This is a genomic window from Acinetobacter defluvii, from assembly GCF_001704615.3.
In the GTDB taxonomy this organism is placed as follows: Bacteria; Pseudomonadota; Gammaproteobacteria; order Pseudomonadales; family Moraxellaceae; genus Acinetobacter; species Acinetobacter defluvii.
In genome coordinates this window covers 1680989-1695826 of record NZ_CP029397.2, presented here as the reverse complement: position 1 = coordinate 1695826, position 14838 = coordinate 1680989, and the positions used below count along the sequence as shown (strand labels likewise).

General features: G+C 36.6%; 17 protein-coding genes and 1 pseudogene. 5 read left to right on the top strand and 13 right to left on the bottom strand.

Annotated elements, in window-relative coordinates; genetic code table 11:
- Nucleotides 1-15 precede the first annotated feature (15 nt).
- The 5 genes from DJ533_RS10365 to DJ533_RS10345 all read right to left on the bottom strand — a co-directional run bounded on the left by DJ533_RS10365 (nt 16) and on the right by DJ533_RS10345 (nt 5255).
- Nucleotides 16-1191 carry an MFS transporter gene (locus DJ533_RS10365; RefSeq protein ID WP_065995308.1) on the bottom strand — a complete coding sequence of 392 codons (1176 nt, stop codon included), beginning with the start codon at nt 1189-1191 and terminating at the stop codon, nt 16-18.
- A gap of 177 nt (nt 1192-1368) precedes the next feature.
- Nucleotides 1369-1743 carry a glycine cleavage system protein GcvH gene (gene gcvH / locus DJ533_RS10360; RefSeq protein ID WP_065995307.1) on the bottom strand — a complete coding sequence of 125 codons (375 nt, stop codon included), beginning with the start codon at nt 1741-1743 and terminating at the stop codon, nt 1369-1371.
- Between the two features lie 77 nt (nt 1744-1820).
- Complete coding sequence (locus DJ533_RS10355; RefSeq protein ID WP_065995306.1) at nt 1821-2852, bottom strand: AraC family transcriptional regulator; 1032 nt, start codon at nt 2850-2852, stop codon at nt 1821-1823.
- Nucleotides 2853-2943: 91 nt separating this feature from the next.
- A complete protein-coding gene (locus DJ533_RS10350; RefSeq protein ID WP_065995305.1) occupies nt 2944-3393 on the bottom strand; it encodes a MaoC family dehydratase in 450 nt (149 codons plus the stop codon).
- Nucleotides 3393-5255 carry an ABC transporter ATP-binding protein gene (locus tag DJ533_RS10345; protein WP_065995304.1) on the bottom strand — a complete coding sequence of 621 codons (1863 nt, stop codon included), beginning with the start codon at nt 5253-5255 and terminating at the stop codon, nt 3393-3395. Before DJ533_RS10345 ends, DJ533_RS10350 begins: the two co-directional genes overlap by 1 nt.
- A gap of 320 nt (nt 5256-5575) precedes the next feature.
- Here DJ533_RS10345 and DJ533_RS18920 point away from each other — a divergent pair, with 320 nt between their 5' ends.
- Nucleotides 5576-5776, top strand: a complete 201-nt coding sequence (locus tag DJ533_RS18920; protein ID WP_081406154.1) for a hypothetical protein — start codon at nt 5576-5578, stop codon at nt 5774-5776.
- Nucleotides 5777-5794: 18 nt separating this feature from the next.
- Here the strand turns inward: DJ533_RS18920 and DJ533_RS10335 are convergent, their stop codons facing one another.
- Nucleotides 5795-6373 (bottom strand): LexA family protein, encoded by a 579-nt coding sequence (locus DJ533_RS10335; protein ID WP_081406153.1) that lies wholly within the window; start codon nt 6371-6373, stop codon nt 5795-5797.
- Nucleotides 6374-6718: 345 nt separating this feature from the next.
- On the opposite strand from DJ533_RS10335, the pseudogene DJ533_RS18915 reads away from it, so the two are divergent.
- Nucleotides 6719-6811, top strand: a pseudogene (locus DJ533_RS18915) (winged helix-turn-helix transcriptional regulator); the annotation flags it as partial.
- A 133-nt stretch (nt 6812-6944) separates the two neighbouring features.
- Here DJ533_RS18915 and DJ533_RS10325 read toward each other — a convergent pair.
- From DJ533_RS10325 to DJ533_RS10295, 7 genes are all read right to left on the bottom strand, one after another.
- Nucleotides 6945-7256 (bottom strand): TusE/DsrC/DsvC family sulfur relay protein, encoded by a 312-nt coding sequence (locus tag DJ533_RS10325; RefSeq protein ID WP_065995317.1) that lies wholly within the window; start codon nt 7254-7256, stop codon nt 6945-6947.
- Between the two features lie 50 nt (nt 7257-7306).
- On the bottom strand, nt 7307-7591 hold the full coding sequence (locus DJ533_RS10320; RefSeq protein ID WP_065995303.1) for a hypothetical protein: 285 nt from the start codon (nt 7589-7591) through the stop codon (nt 7307-7309).
- Between the two features lie 38 nt (nt 7592-7629).
- Nucleotides 7630-7980, bottom strand: a complete 351-nt coding sequence (locus tag DJ533_RS10315) for a hypothetical protein (protein ID WP_065995302.1) — start codon at nt 7978-7980, stop codon at nt 7630-7632.
- 44 nt (nt 7981-8024) lie between these two features.
- Nucleotides 8025-8393 (bottom strand): sulfurtransferase complex subunit TusD, encoded by a 369-nt coding sequence (tusD, locus tag DJ533_RS10310; protein ID WP_065995301.1) that lies wholly within the window; start codon nt 8391-8393, stop codon nt 8025-8027.
- A 383-nt stretch (nt 8394-8776) separates the two neighbouring features.
- Nucleotides 8777-9160, bottom strand: coding sequence for a transposase (locus DJ533_RS10305; RefSeq protein ID WP_065995300.1), 384 nt, complete (start codon nt 9158-9160; stop codon nt 8777-8779).
- Nucleotides 9161-9332: 172 nt separating this feature from the next.
- Entirely contained in the window at nt 9333-9788 is a 456-nt protein-coding gene (locus DJ533_RS10300; RefSeq protein WP_065995299.1) for a helix-turn-helix domain-containing protein, read from the bottom strand.
- A 188-nt stretch (nt 9789-9976) separates the two neighbouring features.
- Nucleotides 9977-10453: a hypothetical protein gene (locus DJ533_RS10295; RefSeq protein WP_065995298.1), complete on the bottom strand. Its 477-nt coding sequence runs from the start codon at nt 10451-10453 to the stop codon at nt 9977-9979.
- A gap of 226 nt (nt 10454-10679) precedes the next feature.
- Here DJ533_RS10295 and DJ533_RS10290 point away from each other — a divergent pair, with 226 nt between their 5' ends.
- The 3 genes from DJ533_RS10290 (at nt 10680) to eno (ending at nt 14559) form a co-directional block, all read left to right on the top strand.
- Nucleotides 10680-12320: a CTP synthase gene (locus DJ533_RS10290; RefSeq protein ID WP_065995297.1), complete on the top strand. Its 1641-nt coding sequence runs from the start codon at nt 10680-10682 to the stop codon at nt 12318-12320.
- Nucleotides 12321-12347: 27 nt separating this feature from the next.
- Nucleotides 12348-13205, top strand: a complete 858-nt coding sequence (gene kdsA, locus DJ533_RS10285; protein ID WP_065995296.1) for a 3-deoxy-8-phosphooctulonate synthase — start codon at nt 12348-12350, stop codon at nt 13203-13205.
- 64 nt (nt 13206-13269) lie between these two features.
- The gene (gene eno / locus DJ533_RS10280) at nt 13270-14559 is read left to right on the top strand and encodes a phosphopyruvate hydratase (RefSeq protein WP_065995295.1); all 1290 of its coding nucleotides are present in this window, start codon (nt 13270-13272) and stop codon (nt 14557-14559) included.
- Nucleotides 14560-14838 lie beyond the last annotated feature (279 nt).

The following is a 14838-nucleotide window of genomic DNA, read 5'->3' as shown; positions in this document are numbered from 1 at the left end:
ATTTTATTTCTCGTTTTATATTGCTTTGCGATTTACAATAAATTTATAGAAAATTAAGCTACATGCAGTGATCATTGCACAAAGTAAATAAGTAAAACTATAGCCAAAATCCGCAATGATCATACCAAGCAGAATAGAACCTAAGGCAATTCCGATGTCATAACAGGTAAAAAAAGTAGAAGTTGCATGTCCAATTCGCTGTTTAGGTGAGCGTTGAATAGCAAGGGTTTGTAAGCAAGGTTGCGCTGAACCAAAACCCATACCTATCAATACAGCAGCAATAAGAAAGCAATTGACATTTTCAACTTGACTTAAAACAATCAAGCCTATTGCAAACAGTGTAATCGCAGGGTAAATCACATAATTTGCACCTTTACGATCATAAATTTTACCGGTAATTGGACGTAGGCTCATCATGGAAATCGCAAAAACTACAAAGAAGGCACTGGCATAGGCAAGTAAATGTTTTGATTCTGCAAAAGTAGAAATAAATGACATAATACTGGCATATGAAAATGACGTGATCATTGCCATGATGGATACAGGAAGCGCATTTTTTTCAACAAAATCATGAATATTTAACTTTCTTTTTTTTGTATTCTCCGACGTTATTGGAGTTTGCTGAATAGGAATCAAAAAGCATAAAGCAAAACCTAAACAAATAATCGCAGCTAAAATGGCGGTAACAGTCAAATATGAAGTAGATTGGATCAAGGTTAAACCGATTAAAGGTCCGAGTACAATACCGAGATTGATCGACATTACAAAATAGCCCATACCTTCACCTTTTTGTTGTTCTGGTATAAATTCATTGGCAATCGGAACAGTGACCGTGGTTAAAATACTGAACCAAATCCCATGTAAAAAACGAATAATCATTAACATGGTTAAATTATCAGCCAATAAATAAGCCACCGCAAATAAGCAAAACAGTGTTTCAGAGATATATAAGGTTTTTTTACGCCCAAGTTTTTCGATGATTAATCCACTAAAAGGGCGAACTGCGATGGATGACAACATAAATAAAGTCATTGCCAAACCCGCTTGAGCTAGACTTCCACCTAAGTCGTTTAAAATATAAATAGGCAAAATCGTGGTTTGCGCAAAGTAAAAAATGAATAAAAATAAGTTATTTGCTAAACAAAGAATAAAGGATTTATTCCATAAATGTTGTGCATTTACAGTTGACATAAATTACCTGAGGATTGAAGGAGATGTAAATAACTTTAAAAGTCGTTTAATGAGAAAATATGTTTAATTTTAGTACAATAGTAGGCAAGAGTATAGTTGAAATATCATGTTAAATAATGCAAAAAAGGAATCACGATGATTCCTTTTATATTTAGATGGTTATTTGTGTAGTCAAGTTTATAAACCAGCTTCGTATTTAGTATGATTAAGTAGCTTTTCTACATCAGCAGGATTATCTGCTTTAATTTTATAGATCCAACCTTTGCCATACGGCTCATCATTGACAAAATCTGGATCATCATCAAGTGCTTCATTGATTTCAACGACAGTACCAGAAATGGGTGCATGAATATCCGATGCTGTTTTTACTGACTCAACTACACCTACAGCCTCCCCAGCAGTCACTTGGCGACCTACTTCTGGGCTTTCTACATAGACAAGGTCACCAAGCGCATCTTGTGCATGATCGGAAATACCTGTAACAATTAGATCGCCTTCGATACGTACCCATTCATGGGTTGCAGCATACTTCAGTTCAGAAGGATGATTCATGAGGACTCCTTAAAGCTTCAATTTATTTTTCTACGTGTTATACAGGGTTTTGTGAAAAAACAAAAGATTTAAAACTGTTATAAATACGGGTCTTTACGCCAATTGCTTGGGCTACGCCCACTCCAACGTTTAAAGGCACGACTGAAATTGGCAACATCGCTATAGCCAAGTTCATCAGCGATTTGCTCAAGCGTATAGTCTGTTCTAGACAATAATGAGGTCGCATGACGATAACGCACTTCATCTACCAACGTAGAAAAAGAGGTACCTTCTGCTGCGAGTTGACGCTTTAAAGTGCGATCAGACATATGTAAACGTTCAGCTACATTTTCAATGCTGAGGTAGTGTTGCTCTGAATGTGTCAAAATATCACGTACACGCATTGACAAACGGCGACGTTCACCGATCGCAGACAACTCAGCTTCACATTGATTAATCGCAATTTGACTGGCAATTGGGTCAGCATTGACCATTTTTAAGCCCAAATAAGACTTGTCAAAACTGGCAATCAGATGCGGTTGTTCAAAACGCATTTGATAGCGATTTTGTAGTCTATCTATATATTTATCAAAGCCTTCAGGTTTTGGAAAATCAAAGTCAATATCACCTTTTAGATCTTCAATACCAGTTAATGCTCTTGCCATGGTCATAATACCAAAGGTAAGTCCCATGACAATTTCAGTTCTTAGAGGTTCGATATCAATATCACATTGTAATTGTAAAGTCGCTTTTTCTCCAAAAGTGGAAAAATACAATTGTAAAAAGGGCATACGTAACTGAATAAAACGATTGGCGAGCACGAGCGCATCGGTGATGTCATTGGCAGTCATAATGGCATAACCAATAAAACCATGGATCGAGATGCGCATTTGTGTCCCGATATGATAGCCAAGCGTACTTTCACCTGTTAATTTTAAGGCGTGTTTAACCAACTCATTGGCCATGGGAGTAGGTACACGAAAATCCGGCTCAGCCAGTTGTTCACTTTTAAAAGGAAAAGGCGCAAAAAAAGTTTCAGCGCTGTAACCCCAACGAGATACGATATCTAATAATAAAAGTCCATAAACACCAGGAATTCCCTGATCTTGGCGAGCTGAAGTATTCTTCATATGCTATCCATTGCTCTCAACATATGTTCTTAGTGTGCATATTGTCATGATTTAAAAAAAATACTGAAAAAATTGTAAGACAACAGCGTGATTAAACTTTGTCAAAGTCTTTTTTAAAAACCATAATTTTTGTTGTAGAAATCAGTAATACGTCCTGATGCTGATTTTTTGCCTGAGTAATATAACTGACAATACCACGATCTGTTTTTGTTTTCGATGGGGTAATTGACACAATTTCAACTTCAACAGAGATTTTATCACCCACACGGGTTGGACGAGGCCAGCGTAAACTTGAGTCTGATCCTATTAAACCATATGCCACAGGAAAACACTCTGTCCATAAGCGCATTACAATAGCAGAAGTATGCCAACCACTGGCTGCTAAACCTTTAAAAATAGGATGATCTTTGGCTTTTTCAGGATCTGTATGAAACACTTGTGGATCGTATTTTTGTGCAAAATCTAAAACTTCTGCCAAAGTAATTTCGTATTCACGACTCTTAAATTGATCACCTACGTTTAGATCTTCTAAATACAACATTATTCATCTTCCTTTTCTTTCATACGTTGTTGTTCTATCAAAAAACCGCCAGTTTGTCTTTGCCATAAATTGGCATAAATGCCATTTTGAGCAATTAACGCATCGTGTGTACCTTGCTCAACGATTTTACCTTGATCTAAAACAATTAATCTGTCCATTTGTGCAATGGTGGATAAACGATGTGCAATCGCAATGACTGTTTTATTTTGCATTAGATCATCTAGACTTGACTGAATGGCTGCTTCTACTTCTGAGTCTAAAGCACTGGTTGCTTCATCTAAGATGAGAATCGGTGCATCTTTTAAAAATACACGGGCAATCGCAATACGTTGACGTTGACCACCAGATAATTTTACCCCACGTTCACCGACAAAAGCATCATACCCTGTACGTCCACGTAGATCAGAAAGCTGAGGAATAAATTCTTCTGCTTTGGCTTTTCTGACCGCTTCAAACATTTCTTCATCACTGGCATCGGGGCGACCATATTTAATATTTTCTGCCACAGTCCGGTGTAATAAAGATGTGTCTTGTGTCACCAAAGCTATATTTTTTCTTAAGCTATCTTGAGTAACATCTTCAATGTTTTGTCCATCAATAGAAATGCGACCATGGTTGATGTCATAAAAGTGCAAAAGTAGTTGAATTAGGGTTGATTTTCCTGCACCAGAGCGTCCAACGATGCCAATTTTTTCACCAGGTTTGATGTCTAAATTAAAATGATCAATCACATTTTTATTATTATAAGCAAAGCTGACATCTTCAAACTTGATATTACCTTGCTGAATTTGTAGGGGTTTGGCATTTTGTTTGTCTTGAATTTTAATCGGCTTGCCTAGAGTATTCATACCATCTTGAATTGTCCCAATATTTTCAAATAGCATTGAGGTTTGCCACATCATAAATTCAGCCATGCTGTTGAGCTTTAAAATCATGGCTGTGGTCGCTGCGATCACTCCAATAGCTGCATGACCTTCTAACCACAACCAAACTGCTGTGCCTAGTACTCCAAAAAATAGAACAAACGTCAGTAAATTAATGCAAATTTCATACATCGAGCCTAAACGCATCTGATGAAATACAGTCAGCATAAATTTTTGCATAGAGGCTTTGGCATACTGGCTTTCACGACCTGCATGTGCAAACAGTTTTACGGTTTGAATATTGGTATAAGCATCTGTAACACGTCCAGTCATTTCTGCACGTGCATCCGCTTGTTGCTTAGAAATCGCACCTAAACGAGGAATAAAATAATAAGCAGCACAAATGAAGAGAGTTAACCAAATCAACAATGGAATCAGTAAAATAGGAGAAACAGCACCGAGAACAACACTAATGGTAATAAAATAAATAATCACATAGGTCAGCATATCGCCGAGAATTACCCAAAATTCACGGACTGCCAAAGCAGTCTGCATCACTTTTGCAGACAAACGCCCCGCAAAATCATTATGGAAGAAATCTAGTCCTTGACCTAATAGCAAATTATGAAAACGCCAACGCAAACGCATTGGAAAACTACTGTACAATACTTGATGTCGGATGATAGATTGCATATTGGCAAAGAAAATATTACCAATTAAAAATAAAGATAAAATAATCAGATTATTCTTGTGATTTTCAATAAAATTCTCAGGTGTGGACTGTGTTAGCCAATCTACTAGATGTCCGATTTGTGAGAAAAAAATTGCTTCAAAACTCGCAGTTGCAGCAGTAAATAAAATCAATAACAGCAAATATTTTTTTACGCCAAAAGCAGATTGCCAAACGAACGCAAAAAAAGTTTTAGGCAAGGGCTCATTGAGTCCTTCATTAGGATAAGGATCAACACGATTTTCAAACCACTTTAATAGACTATTCATAGAAAAAAAGCGACATCCTTTAGTCTGGATCATATTGATTTAACGTCATAAATAAACAAGCGAGGGGGATGATTTTTATATCCATAAAAGTAGGATAACATGAGCAAGTTGCAATATTAAATCAATTCAAAGATTTTAAAAATTACAATATCAAAAAACACCATGAAAAGAAGGACTAAAATGTTGGACGAAGTTAAGTTTTTTGTCTATCTGCAATCTCAGATAGAAAGGACGATTGCTACAAATTATCGTCACAATATCCCTATAAAATGAAATTTTTTAAAAATAAAATCATCTAAAAATTCTGCTATTATCATGCAATGAAAAATCATCGTACTCATAGAAATCAAGTCTATGTCTCATCTTGGACAACAGATCAAGACTGTTATTTGATAGAACATCATCATTTATCTCTTCAGGAATTGTGTCAACATTTACCTTATTCTGAAGAAGAAATTCAGATGCGTAGAAAAGTTTTAGGTTTAACGCAAAGAGATCGACAAATGCTTAAATTGCTATAACTTAAGCATTGGAGAGTGTTATTTTAAGTTTTTGATCACGCGTGTTACTACGCCCCAGATCACCATTTCTTGACCGTCATTAAAATGTATATCTGGAAATTCTGGATTTTCAGCTTGTAACCATTTTTTCTCACCGTCCATCATTAGACGTTTGACTGTAAAATCATTGTCCACCAAAGCCACCACAATATTGCGGTTTTTCGCAGGAATACTGCGATCTACAATTAAATCATCATCAACATCAATCCCTGCACCCAGCATAGACAAAGAGGCAACTTTGACAACAAAAGTAGTGTTTGGGTTGCGAATTAGATATTCATTAAAATCAATCGATTGTTCGGTATAGTCTTGAACTGGAGAGGGTAAACCTGCTGCAATTTTACTTTGAGCCAATGGAATAGAGGCCGAAGTTTTGCATTCAAAAATTGAAATAGATGCAACTTCTCTAATTTTTTGCTTTTGTGCTTTGTTATTTAAATATTGTTTGACTTCGTTCACTTGGGATTTTGGAACACGAACAATTTCAGTATCTTCCTCTGAAGTCGAGGATGGATTTATTGCTTTAAGCGTACTATTGAAATTAGCCGAATTTGTCATGTCTTTTATTCTTGATTACCTAAACCATGTTCAAAGTTTATAGTGAGAAATAGTGAATATCAAATTTAAAATATATTTAGTTTCAAAGATATAAAGAAAATTATTTTAAACAACAAATGTGTGTTTTAAAGCCATACAGTGTAATTATAATGTAATTGCAAAAGGAAGAGTAATTTGAAATTTAAATATTTAACTTCCGTAAACCAAATAATAAATTAGGTGAGAAAATTTAAAAATAATAATCTTCTTAGATAAATCGTGTCATTTACTTATAAATAATACTTTTAAAAAAATCACAGGATCATTACAGTAAAATAGGCGCTAAAAATTTAAGCCAACGACGAAATCGGTGAACAACTTTGTCCACTTGCACGTACTTTATCTGTAATTGGAGATCGTTGGACACTTTTGATGATACGAAACTCCGTACTTGTCACCATGTATTAAAATCAGTGTTGATTTGTCCAGATTGTGATGAATTCTTAGATTTACAGCAAATAAAAACCTATTTTTAATTCAGCACGAATACACGCGATAATAAAAATAAGTTTAAATTTAAACAGTTTCAAAGTTATAAGCAGTTTGCAGGCTTTGGAATACCCGCTAAACGACTTAAATGGCGCGCAACCAGTCCTGTTTGAAATCTTTCTTGAAGCATCGCGTTGCTAATGTCTGTACTGATAGTTTTCATTAAAAATTTAATCAAAGGCCGTGTCGCAGGCGAGTGACCAAATTGCATATAGAACTGACGTACTGCATGTAAAATTTCAAAGTGCCACACAGTGAGATCCAAGTCTAGACTTTGAGCAAGTTGTTTTGCAACATCTTCATTCCACACCGTATAATCAAGTAAATGTCCATCTTGATCAAGTTCTAAATTCATAAAATAGCCTAAGTAAATGAGTTCACTCATTTTTAAATGGGGTAAAATCACTATTTTAAACAAATACAACGTTTAAAGTCTAAAACTAAGTCAGCAAAAGTTGCATAAGAAAGCACATTAATATGCTTTGGTAAAACGCCTGCAATTAAATCTATTTCCGTTTCAAGCATGTAAACAAATGAGTATTTTTCTAAACGGGTATCCTGTGCAAATAAAACAGAATCACCCATTAAGATGATCGTATCTTGTAGAGTTGCCATTTGGCATAATTGATCTAAGCATGGATTGGTTTTAGCAAATTCGGATTGAACCAAAAATAGTGTGTGTTCTGACATTTCAACTTCTCTTCAGTTTTTAAATTTTTGGTGGAAAATTACCAATACAAGACATGATCAAAAGAATGGATAAATGCTGGATTTAAATCAATGAATTCAATTTCTTGTTGAGATTGTTTAACAAAAGGCGAGTTTTTATCCTTATTTTCTACTAAAACGGGTGTTAAATCATAAAATTCAAAACTATCCAACATATTTGAGGCTAACTTAAAGGCATGTTTTAAGCTATCAAAATCAAGCTCAGATTTAAGTAAACTGAGAGCAGCATCTTTTACTAACACGCTGACTTTACTACCGAAAGTAGCAAGTACCATCGTGGCAGAAATGCTTTCATTGACTTGTAATGAAGTGAGGTTGGCTTGGGTTAAAATAACGAGTACAGTTTTCACACAATTCACCTTTGAATTACAACGTTTGATTAAATTATAGCTGCCTAGAATTGAAGAAGGCGGTCACAGGATTCAACCGCATCTGCAAGTTCTCCTAAACCGACTAGCTCAAAACCTTTTGCAAGATTATGTGCTGGAATTTGATGGCGTTTCGCATTTTCTAGGTCTGTGATGCCACGTGCTAAGGCAGCACTGACGCAAACAGGTAATCGAACCTTTAGTTTTTGCCATTCTTTAAGCAAATTTCGTTGATCATCGGGCAACCATTGCAAATTATTAGCAATCGTTACACCATCTTGATAGAAGAAGACACGAAAATCTTGATTTTTTGCTTGTAAGGCTTGAGCAAGACCTAAAGCGTGCCAAGCATGGATTGAGCTTGGTGCAGAGGTGATTAGTAATAGAGTACTCATTGAAACTTCACTTGAAGAATAGAGAGGATAAAGACAGCAGCGTCTTTATATACTTGATAACAATAGTTAGTATACAATGATTTTGGATGACATCCATATCAGCAGTAATGGATAGATAAGAGTAATCTCTAATTAATTTTTTTAAACAATAAATTAGACTTTTTAATTGTGCTTTTAAAGTATTATACTGAAAAAATTATAATAATTGTATTGAATGCCTGGAGCATTCTACATATGACTTCAGGCATAGTGATCTCAAAAAAATTCAATTTTTTAAAAAAATGTTGAAGACAATTGGCTTGTGAAAGAAAGAGGTTTATTGTCTAGTTATTATTCTAAAGGTTTCAAATAAAATTTTGAGCATCAAATTTGATAAGTCACCATTAGAAATTAAACATGTATTTAACTCCGAATTGGCTTGAAATATCGTAAACCCAATCCTTTATTTGATCTGCTGACATGACTTTAAAATCACGCCAATGATATTTCATTTGCTTCCATACCATCTCGATTCTATTTAATTCAGGACTGTAGGCAGGGATAAAATATAAACGTGTTGAATATTCACTTTCAAGCAACTCTCGAAAAGCTTTCATCTTTTTACTACGATGAATTGAAGCATTATCTAATATTAAAATTAATGGAATATCGTAAGCTTGCTTTACTCTTTGCGCTATACCCAATAAATAAGCATAAAACCACGTACTACAGACTGATTCTTCTAGACAACTGGTGATGAGTTGATTTGTAGAGAGCAAGCATCCCATCACATTAATTCTTTTGGAGCGAAGGGCTGTAACAGTGTGAACTTACCTTCGTTGCGTCCAGGCATAGCGATTATTAGGTGTAGATGAAAAGCCCGATTCATCTACATATCCAAGTATGATTTCACCTCGTGCTGCTTGTATACGCAGGGAGTCAATATCTTCCTGAGCTTTATTAAATGCAATCGGATTTCTTTTTTTTCAAACTGTGTCGGGTTCGCTTAAAGACCATCCCTGAAAGTTTCAAGAATCTTCGAATATTTTGAACATCGATATCTAAGCCAAATTGCTGATGTAATCTTGTACGGACTTGTTCAGCAGTTAGAGGTTCTGCTTTGACCCAATTCAAAATAATGGTCTGATATTCACTAGATATTGTACTGGGTCGACCTGATCGATAACCTTCTTTAATAGATTCAAATTTATCTTTTTTCCATTTGCGTCGCTGCAATCGTATTGTTTCAGGTATCCGTTGTTGTCGTTCAGCAACTTTTTCTACGGTTTCACCATGAGCCAACCACAATATGGTTTGGGCACGTTGTCTTTCACGCCAATGTTTTGCATGCTTGGTTAAGTCTTCAAGTTGCTTTTTTTCATCAGGAGTGAGTAGGGTTTTAACAGTACGAGCCATAAAAAAGAACTTGAAATAAAATCTAATATACAGGATTAGTTGTTATATTTAACTTAGTAGGTTTTTAAAACAATTTTAATGTCAGTTTTAGATTGTATATTTAAAATAGAATTTAAAAATATTTTAGATAATAAAAAACCAGTCATTATAAATAGACTGGTTTTTTATTGCATATTGAGAAATAAATATTAGTTTTTCAATGCAGGTGTAGCAGCAGCGATTGCAGCAGCGACAGCATCATCTTCAGTTTGAGCTGTAGCAGAGTTTGCTTTGGGTGCTGGAGTTTCTGTACGTGCAGTTTCAACAGGAGCAGGCTTAGGCGCAGCAGGTTTTGGTTGTTCAGTGCGAGTAACCTCAGTCGTTTGTACGGCTTTCGGTTGTTCAACACGTGGGGCTGGTGCTGGCTGAACATTATTACGAGGAGTTGTTGTTTCAGTTTGACCTGCATTTACTTGTTCTGAAGAACCGCCTTGATTGATTTGTTGATCATGTTCTTGATCCACTGTTTCAAGATTTTCAAACTGAGCAGGTTGTGGTTCAGGTTGCTGCGTTTGAGTGGTTTCAACTTTTTCAGGTTCATCATTTTTAGGTTCTTCTTTTTTCACACATGCTGTTAAAACAAGACCTGTTGCAATCAAACCACAAATTAAAAGTTTCTTATTCATATTGACACAAAATATAGCTTCTAGAGAGTAGACCTATTATAACAATAAAATTAGAGATAAAAATCATGTCTTGTAATGTTAATTTTTTATTGGAAATGCTGATAGAATAGCCAATTGTTTATTGTTCTATGAATTGATGTGAATTGACTTTGCTTTCTAGGTACAAGGTAAAGTAAAATCGCACAACATTGTAGGCCAATTTAGGCTCCATTGTACGAGAAACTTAATGACCCATTTTATATTCGTCACTGGTGGTGTTGTATCATCACTAGGTAAAGGTATTTCAGCTGCTTCAGTTGCTGCACTTTTAGAAGCCCGTGGTTTAAAAGTAACCATGGTCAAAATGGATCCATACATTAATGTCGATCCTGGGACTATGAGCCCATTTCAGCACGGTGAAGTCTTTGTCACTGAAGATGGTGCTGAAACTGACTTAGACTTGGGTTATTACGAGCGTTTCTTACGTCGTGCCAAAATGACCAAGTTAAATAACTTTACTTCAGGTCGTGTTTACCAAGATGTTTTAAATAAAGAACGTCGTGGTGACTACCTTGGTGGTACTGTACAAGTTATTCCACATATTACGGATAATATTAAAGAGCGTGTTCTTCGTGCAGGCGAAGGCTATGATGTGGCGATCGTTGAGATTGGCGGTACAGTAGGTGACATTGAATCTCTCCCATTCATGGAATCTGTACGTCAGCTCATGGTTGAACTTGGTCATAAACGTACCATGCTCATGCATTTAACTTTACTTCCATATATTAAATCTGCGGCTGAGCTTAAAACCAAGCCAACCCAGCATTCTGTGAAAGAATTATTGTCGATCGGTATTCAACCAGACATTCTCATCTGTCGTACTGAGCATGATGTGGATGCAGATACGACCCGTAAAATCGCGTTATTTACCAACGTAGAAGCACGTGCTGTGGTGGTATGTAAAGATGCACGTTCGATTTACCAAATTCCTCGTACCTTCTATGAGCAAAATGTTGATGATTTAATTTGTGAACGTTTTGGTTATGATAATTTGCCAGAAGCTGATCTGACCGATTGGGACAATGTGGTTGAAGCATTGTTAAACCCTGAATATATCGTTCGTGTGGCGATGGTGGGTAAATATGTTGAACTTCCAGATGCGTATAAGTCTGTAAATGAAGCATTATTGCACGCAGGTATTCAAAACCGTGTCAAAGTACAGATTGACTATATCAATGCGGAAGATTTAGAAGGTCAAAACCCTGCTGAAGTGTTAAAAGATGCAGATGCGATCCTTGTTCCAGGTGGGTTCGGTGAGCGTGGTACTGAAGGCAAAATGAAAGCGATTCAGTATGCACGTGAAAATGGCGTACCATTCCTTGGTATTTGTTTAGGGATGCAATTGGCTGTGATCGAGTTTGCACGTCATGTTGCTGGTATGCCGGAAGCGACTTCGACTGAGTTTAACCGTTCTACGAAATTCCCACTCATTGGTTTAATCACTGAATGGTTGGATGAACGTGGTGAGATTCAACACCGTTCTGTAAACTCTGACCTTGGTGGAACCATGCGTTTGGGTGCTCAAAAATCAGAATTGGTTGAAGGTACTAAGACACGTGAAGTGTATGGGAATGCTGAAATTATCGAACGTCACCGTCATCGCTATGAAATGAATGATCGTTTCATTCCTGCAATTGAACAAGCTGGTATGAAAGTTTCAGGTTATTCGGCAGATCAACATTTAGTAGAAACTGTGGAAATTCCTGAACATCCTTGGTTTATTGCTGTACAATTCCACCCAGAATTTACCAGCTCACCACGTGATGGACATCCATTATTTGCAAGTTTTATTGATGCTGCAAAAAAACAGTATCAAAAAAGCAAATAAGCGAGCGAACATAACTAGGAAGTTTAAATGTCACAATTAAAACCACAAGAAATTGTACGTTTAGGCGATATACAAATGGCAAATCATTTGCCATTTGTACTATTCGGCGGAATGAATGTACTTGAGTCGAAAGACTTAGCTTTTGAAATTGCAGAAACCTATGTGGATATCTGCAAACGTCTCGACATCCCTTATGTTTTTAAAGCAAGTTTTGATAAAGCCAATCGTTCGAGTTTACATTCGTTTCGTGGTCCAGGTTTAGAAAAAGGTATTGAGTGGCTTGCGGACATCAAAAAACATTTTAATGTGCCAATCATTACCGATGTACATGAGCCATATCAAGCCGCTGAAGTTGCTGAAGTTGCTGACATTATTCAGCTCCCTGCTTTTTTAAGTCGTCAAACTGATCTAGTTGAAGCAATGGCAAAAACCCAAGCCATTATTAACATCAAAAAAGCACAGTTCCTTGCACCACATGAAATGCGTCATATCCTCAATAAATGTTTAGAAGCAGGAAATGACAAACTGATTCTGTGTGAGCGTGGTTCAGCATTTGGCTATAACAACTTAATTGTTGATATGCTGGGCTTTGATACCATGAAAGAGATGAATGTACCCGTATTTTTTGATGTGACACATGCGCTTCAGACACCTGGGGGACGTGCAGATTCTGCAGGTGGACGCCGTGCGCAAATTACCACACTGGCACGTGCGGGTATGGCGACAGGTCTTGCAGGTTTGTTCTTAGAAGGGCATCCAGATCCTGAACAAGCCAAATGCGATGGACCTTGCGCATTACGTATGTCTCAGTTAGAGCCATTCTTAGCACAGCTAAAAGAATTGGATACCTTGGTCAAAGGTTTCAAAAAGCTAGATACACACTAATTTTTACAATTAGATGCGTCTGAGAGATGGCGCGTCATTTTATTAATCAACTGAGGAATTGTTCATGAGTCAAATCGTTGACATTCGTGCACGTGAAATTTTGGACTCTCGTGGTAACCCGACCATCGAAGCAGACGTTATCCTAGACTCTGGCGTTGTTGGCCGTGCATGTGCACCATCTGGTGCTTCAACTGGTTCTCGTGAAGCTTTAGAACTTCGTGACGGTGACAAAGGACGTTACTTAGGTAAAGGTGTTCGCACTGCGGTTCAAAACGTAAATGGTTCAATCAAAGACTTATTAAAAGGTCAGAACGTATTTGAGCAAAAAGCGCTTGATGACAAAATGATTGCGCTTGATGGCACTGAAAATAAAGAAAAATTAGGTGCAAATGCAACTTTAGCTGTATCGCTTGCTGCTGCACGTGCTGCTGCAACTGAAAAGAAAACTGAATTATTCCAATATATCGCTGACTTACGTGGTCAAACGACTTTGTCTATGCCTGTTCCAATGATGAACATCTTAAACGGTGGATCACATGCGGACAACAACGTAGATATTCAAGAATTCATGATCGAGCCTGTAGGTTTCACATCTTTTGCTGAAAGCCTACGTGCGGGAGCAGAAATTTTCCATTCACTAAAATCTGTACTTAAAAAACAAGGTTTAAATACAGCAGTAGGTGATGAAGGTGGTTTTGCGCCTAACTTGCGTTCTAATGAAGAAGCGATCACAGTGATTCTTTCTGCGATTGAGCAAACAGGCTATAAAGCAGGTTCTGACATCATGCTTGCACTTGACTGTGCATCTTCAGAATTCTACAAAAATGGTCAATATATACTTGCAGGTGAAGGCAATAAAGCATTCACAAGCAACCAATTTGCAGACTATTTAGCAGGTTTAGTGAAGCAATATCCAATTATCTCAATCGAAGATGGTTTGGATGAGTCTGATTGGGAAGGTTGGGCTTACTTAACTTCGATCCTTGGTGACAAAATCCAATTGGTGGGTGACGATTTGTTCGTGACGAATCCTAAGATTTTACAACGTGGTATTGATGAGAAAGTAGCAAACTCGATCTTAATCAAATACAACCAAATCGGTACGTTGTCTGAAACTTTAGATGCGATCTATCTTGCGAAAGCAAATGGTTATAGCACTGTCATTTCTCACCGTTCTGGTGAAACAGAAGATTCAACGATTGCCGATCTTGCAGTAGGTACAGCAGCAGGTCAAATCAAGACAGGTTCACTTTGCCGTTCTGACCGTGTTGCAAAGTATAACCAATTACTTCGTATCGAAGAATTAACCAATGCAGTTTACCGTGGTAAAGCTGAATTTAAAGGTTTAAATTAATACTAAATTATTGATTTAGATTGAAAAAACCACTCTAAAATAGGGTGGTTTTTTGATTTTTTAGAGAGTGGTTTTATATGTGTTCGGTTGAATTATTATTTTGAACTGATATGAATAACTGCATTCTCAGGAATTAAAGGGGTGTAATAAGTTAAGCAAACCTCTTGATCTACAACCAAGTTATCTAATCCAATGGTTCGATATGTAAGTAAAAATAGTTTCATAGAATTATCATTTTTAATTTTCGCATATTTAAAAGTTGAAGAACTACGAGACTTT

What these genes read in the sequence shown, in the direction of transcription:
- DJ533_RS10365 (WP_065995308.1), bottom strand. Translation starts at nt 1,191, where the DNA reads ATGTCAACTGTAAATGCACAACATTTATGGAATAAATCCTTTATTCTT.
- gcvH (WP_065995307.1), bottom strand. Translation starts at nt 1,743, where the DNA reads ATGAATCATCCTTCTGAACTGAAGTATGCTGCAACCCATGAATGGGTA.
- DJ533_RS10355 (WP_065995306.1), bottom strand. Translation starts at nt 2,852, where the DNA reads ATGAAGAATACTTCAGCTCGCCAAGATCAGGGAATTCCTGGTGTTTAT.
- DJ533_RS10350 (WP_065995305.1), bottom strand. Translation starts at nt 3,393, where the DNA reads ATGTTGTATTTAGAAGATCTAAACGTAGGTGATCAATTTAAGAGTCGT.
- DJ533_RS10345 (WP_065995304.1), bottom strand. Translation starts at nt 5,255, where the DNA reads ATGAATAGTCTATTAAAGTGGTTTGAAAATCGTGTTGATCCTTATCCT.
- DJ533_RS18920 (WP_081406154.1), top strand. Translation starts at nt 5,576, where the DNA reads ATGAAAAATCATCGTACTCATAGAAATCAAGTCTATGTCTCATCTTGG.
- DJ533_RS10335 (WP_081406153.1), bottom strand. Translation starts at nt 6,373, where the DNA reads ATGACAAATTCGGCTAATTTCAATAGTACGCTTAAAGCAATAAATCCA.
- DJ533_RS10325 (WP_065995317.1), bottom strand. Translation starts at nt 7,256, where the DNA reads ATGAATTTAGAACTTGATCAAGATGGACATTTACTTGATTATACGGTG.
- DJ533_RS10320 (WP_065995303.1), bottom strand. Translation starts at nt 7,591, where the DNA reads ATGTCAGAACACACACTATTTTTGGTTCAATCCGAATTTGCTAAAACC.
- tusD (WP_065995301.1), bottom strand. Translation starts at nt 8,393, where the DNA reads ATGAGTACTCTATTACTAATCACCTCTGCACCAAGCTCAATCCATGCT.
- DJ533_RS10305 (WP_065995300.1), bottom strand. Translation starts at nt 9,160, where the DNA reads ATGGGATGCTTGCTCTCTACAAATCAACTCATCACCAGTTGTCTAGAA.
- DJ533_RS10300 (WP_065995299.1), bottom strand. Translation starts at nt 9,788, where the DNA reads ATGGCTCGTACTGTTAAAACCCTACTCACTCCTGATGAAAAAAAGCAA.
- DJ533_RS10295 (WP_065995298.1), bottom strand. Translation starts at nt 10,453, where the DNA reads ATGAATAAGAAACTTTTAATTTGTGGTTTGATTGCAACAGGTCTTGTT.
- DJ533_RS10290 (WP_065995297.1), top strand. Translation starts at nt 10,680, where the DNA reads ATGACCCATTTTATATTCGTCACTGGTGGTGTTGTATCATCACTAGGT.
- kdsA (WP_065995296.1), top strand. Translation starts at nt 12,348, where the DNA reads ATGTCACAATTAAAACCACAAGAAATTGTACGTTTAGGCGATATACAA.
- eno (WP_065995295.1), top strand. Translation starts at nt 13,270, where the DNA reads ATGAGTCAAATCGTTGACATTCGTGCACGTGAAATTTTGGACTCTCGT.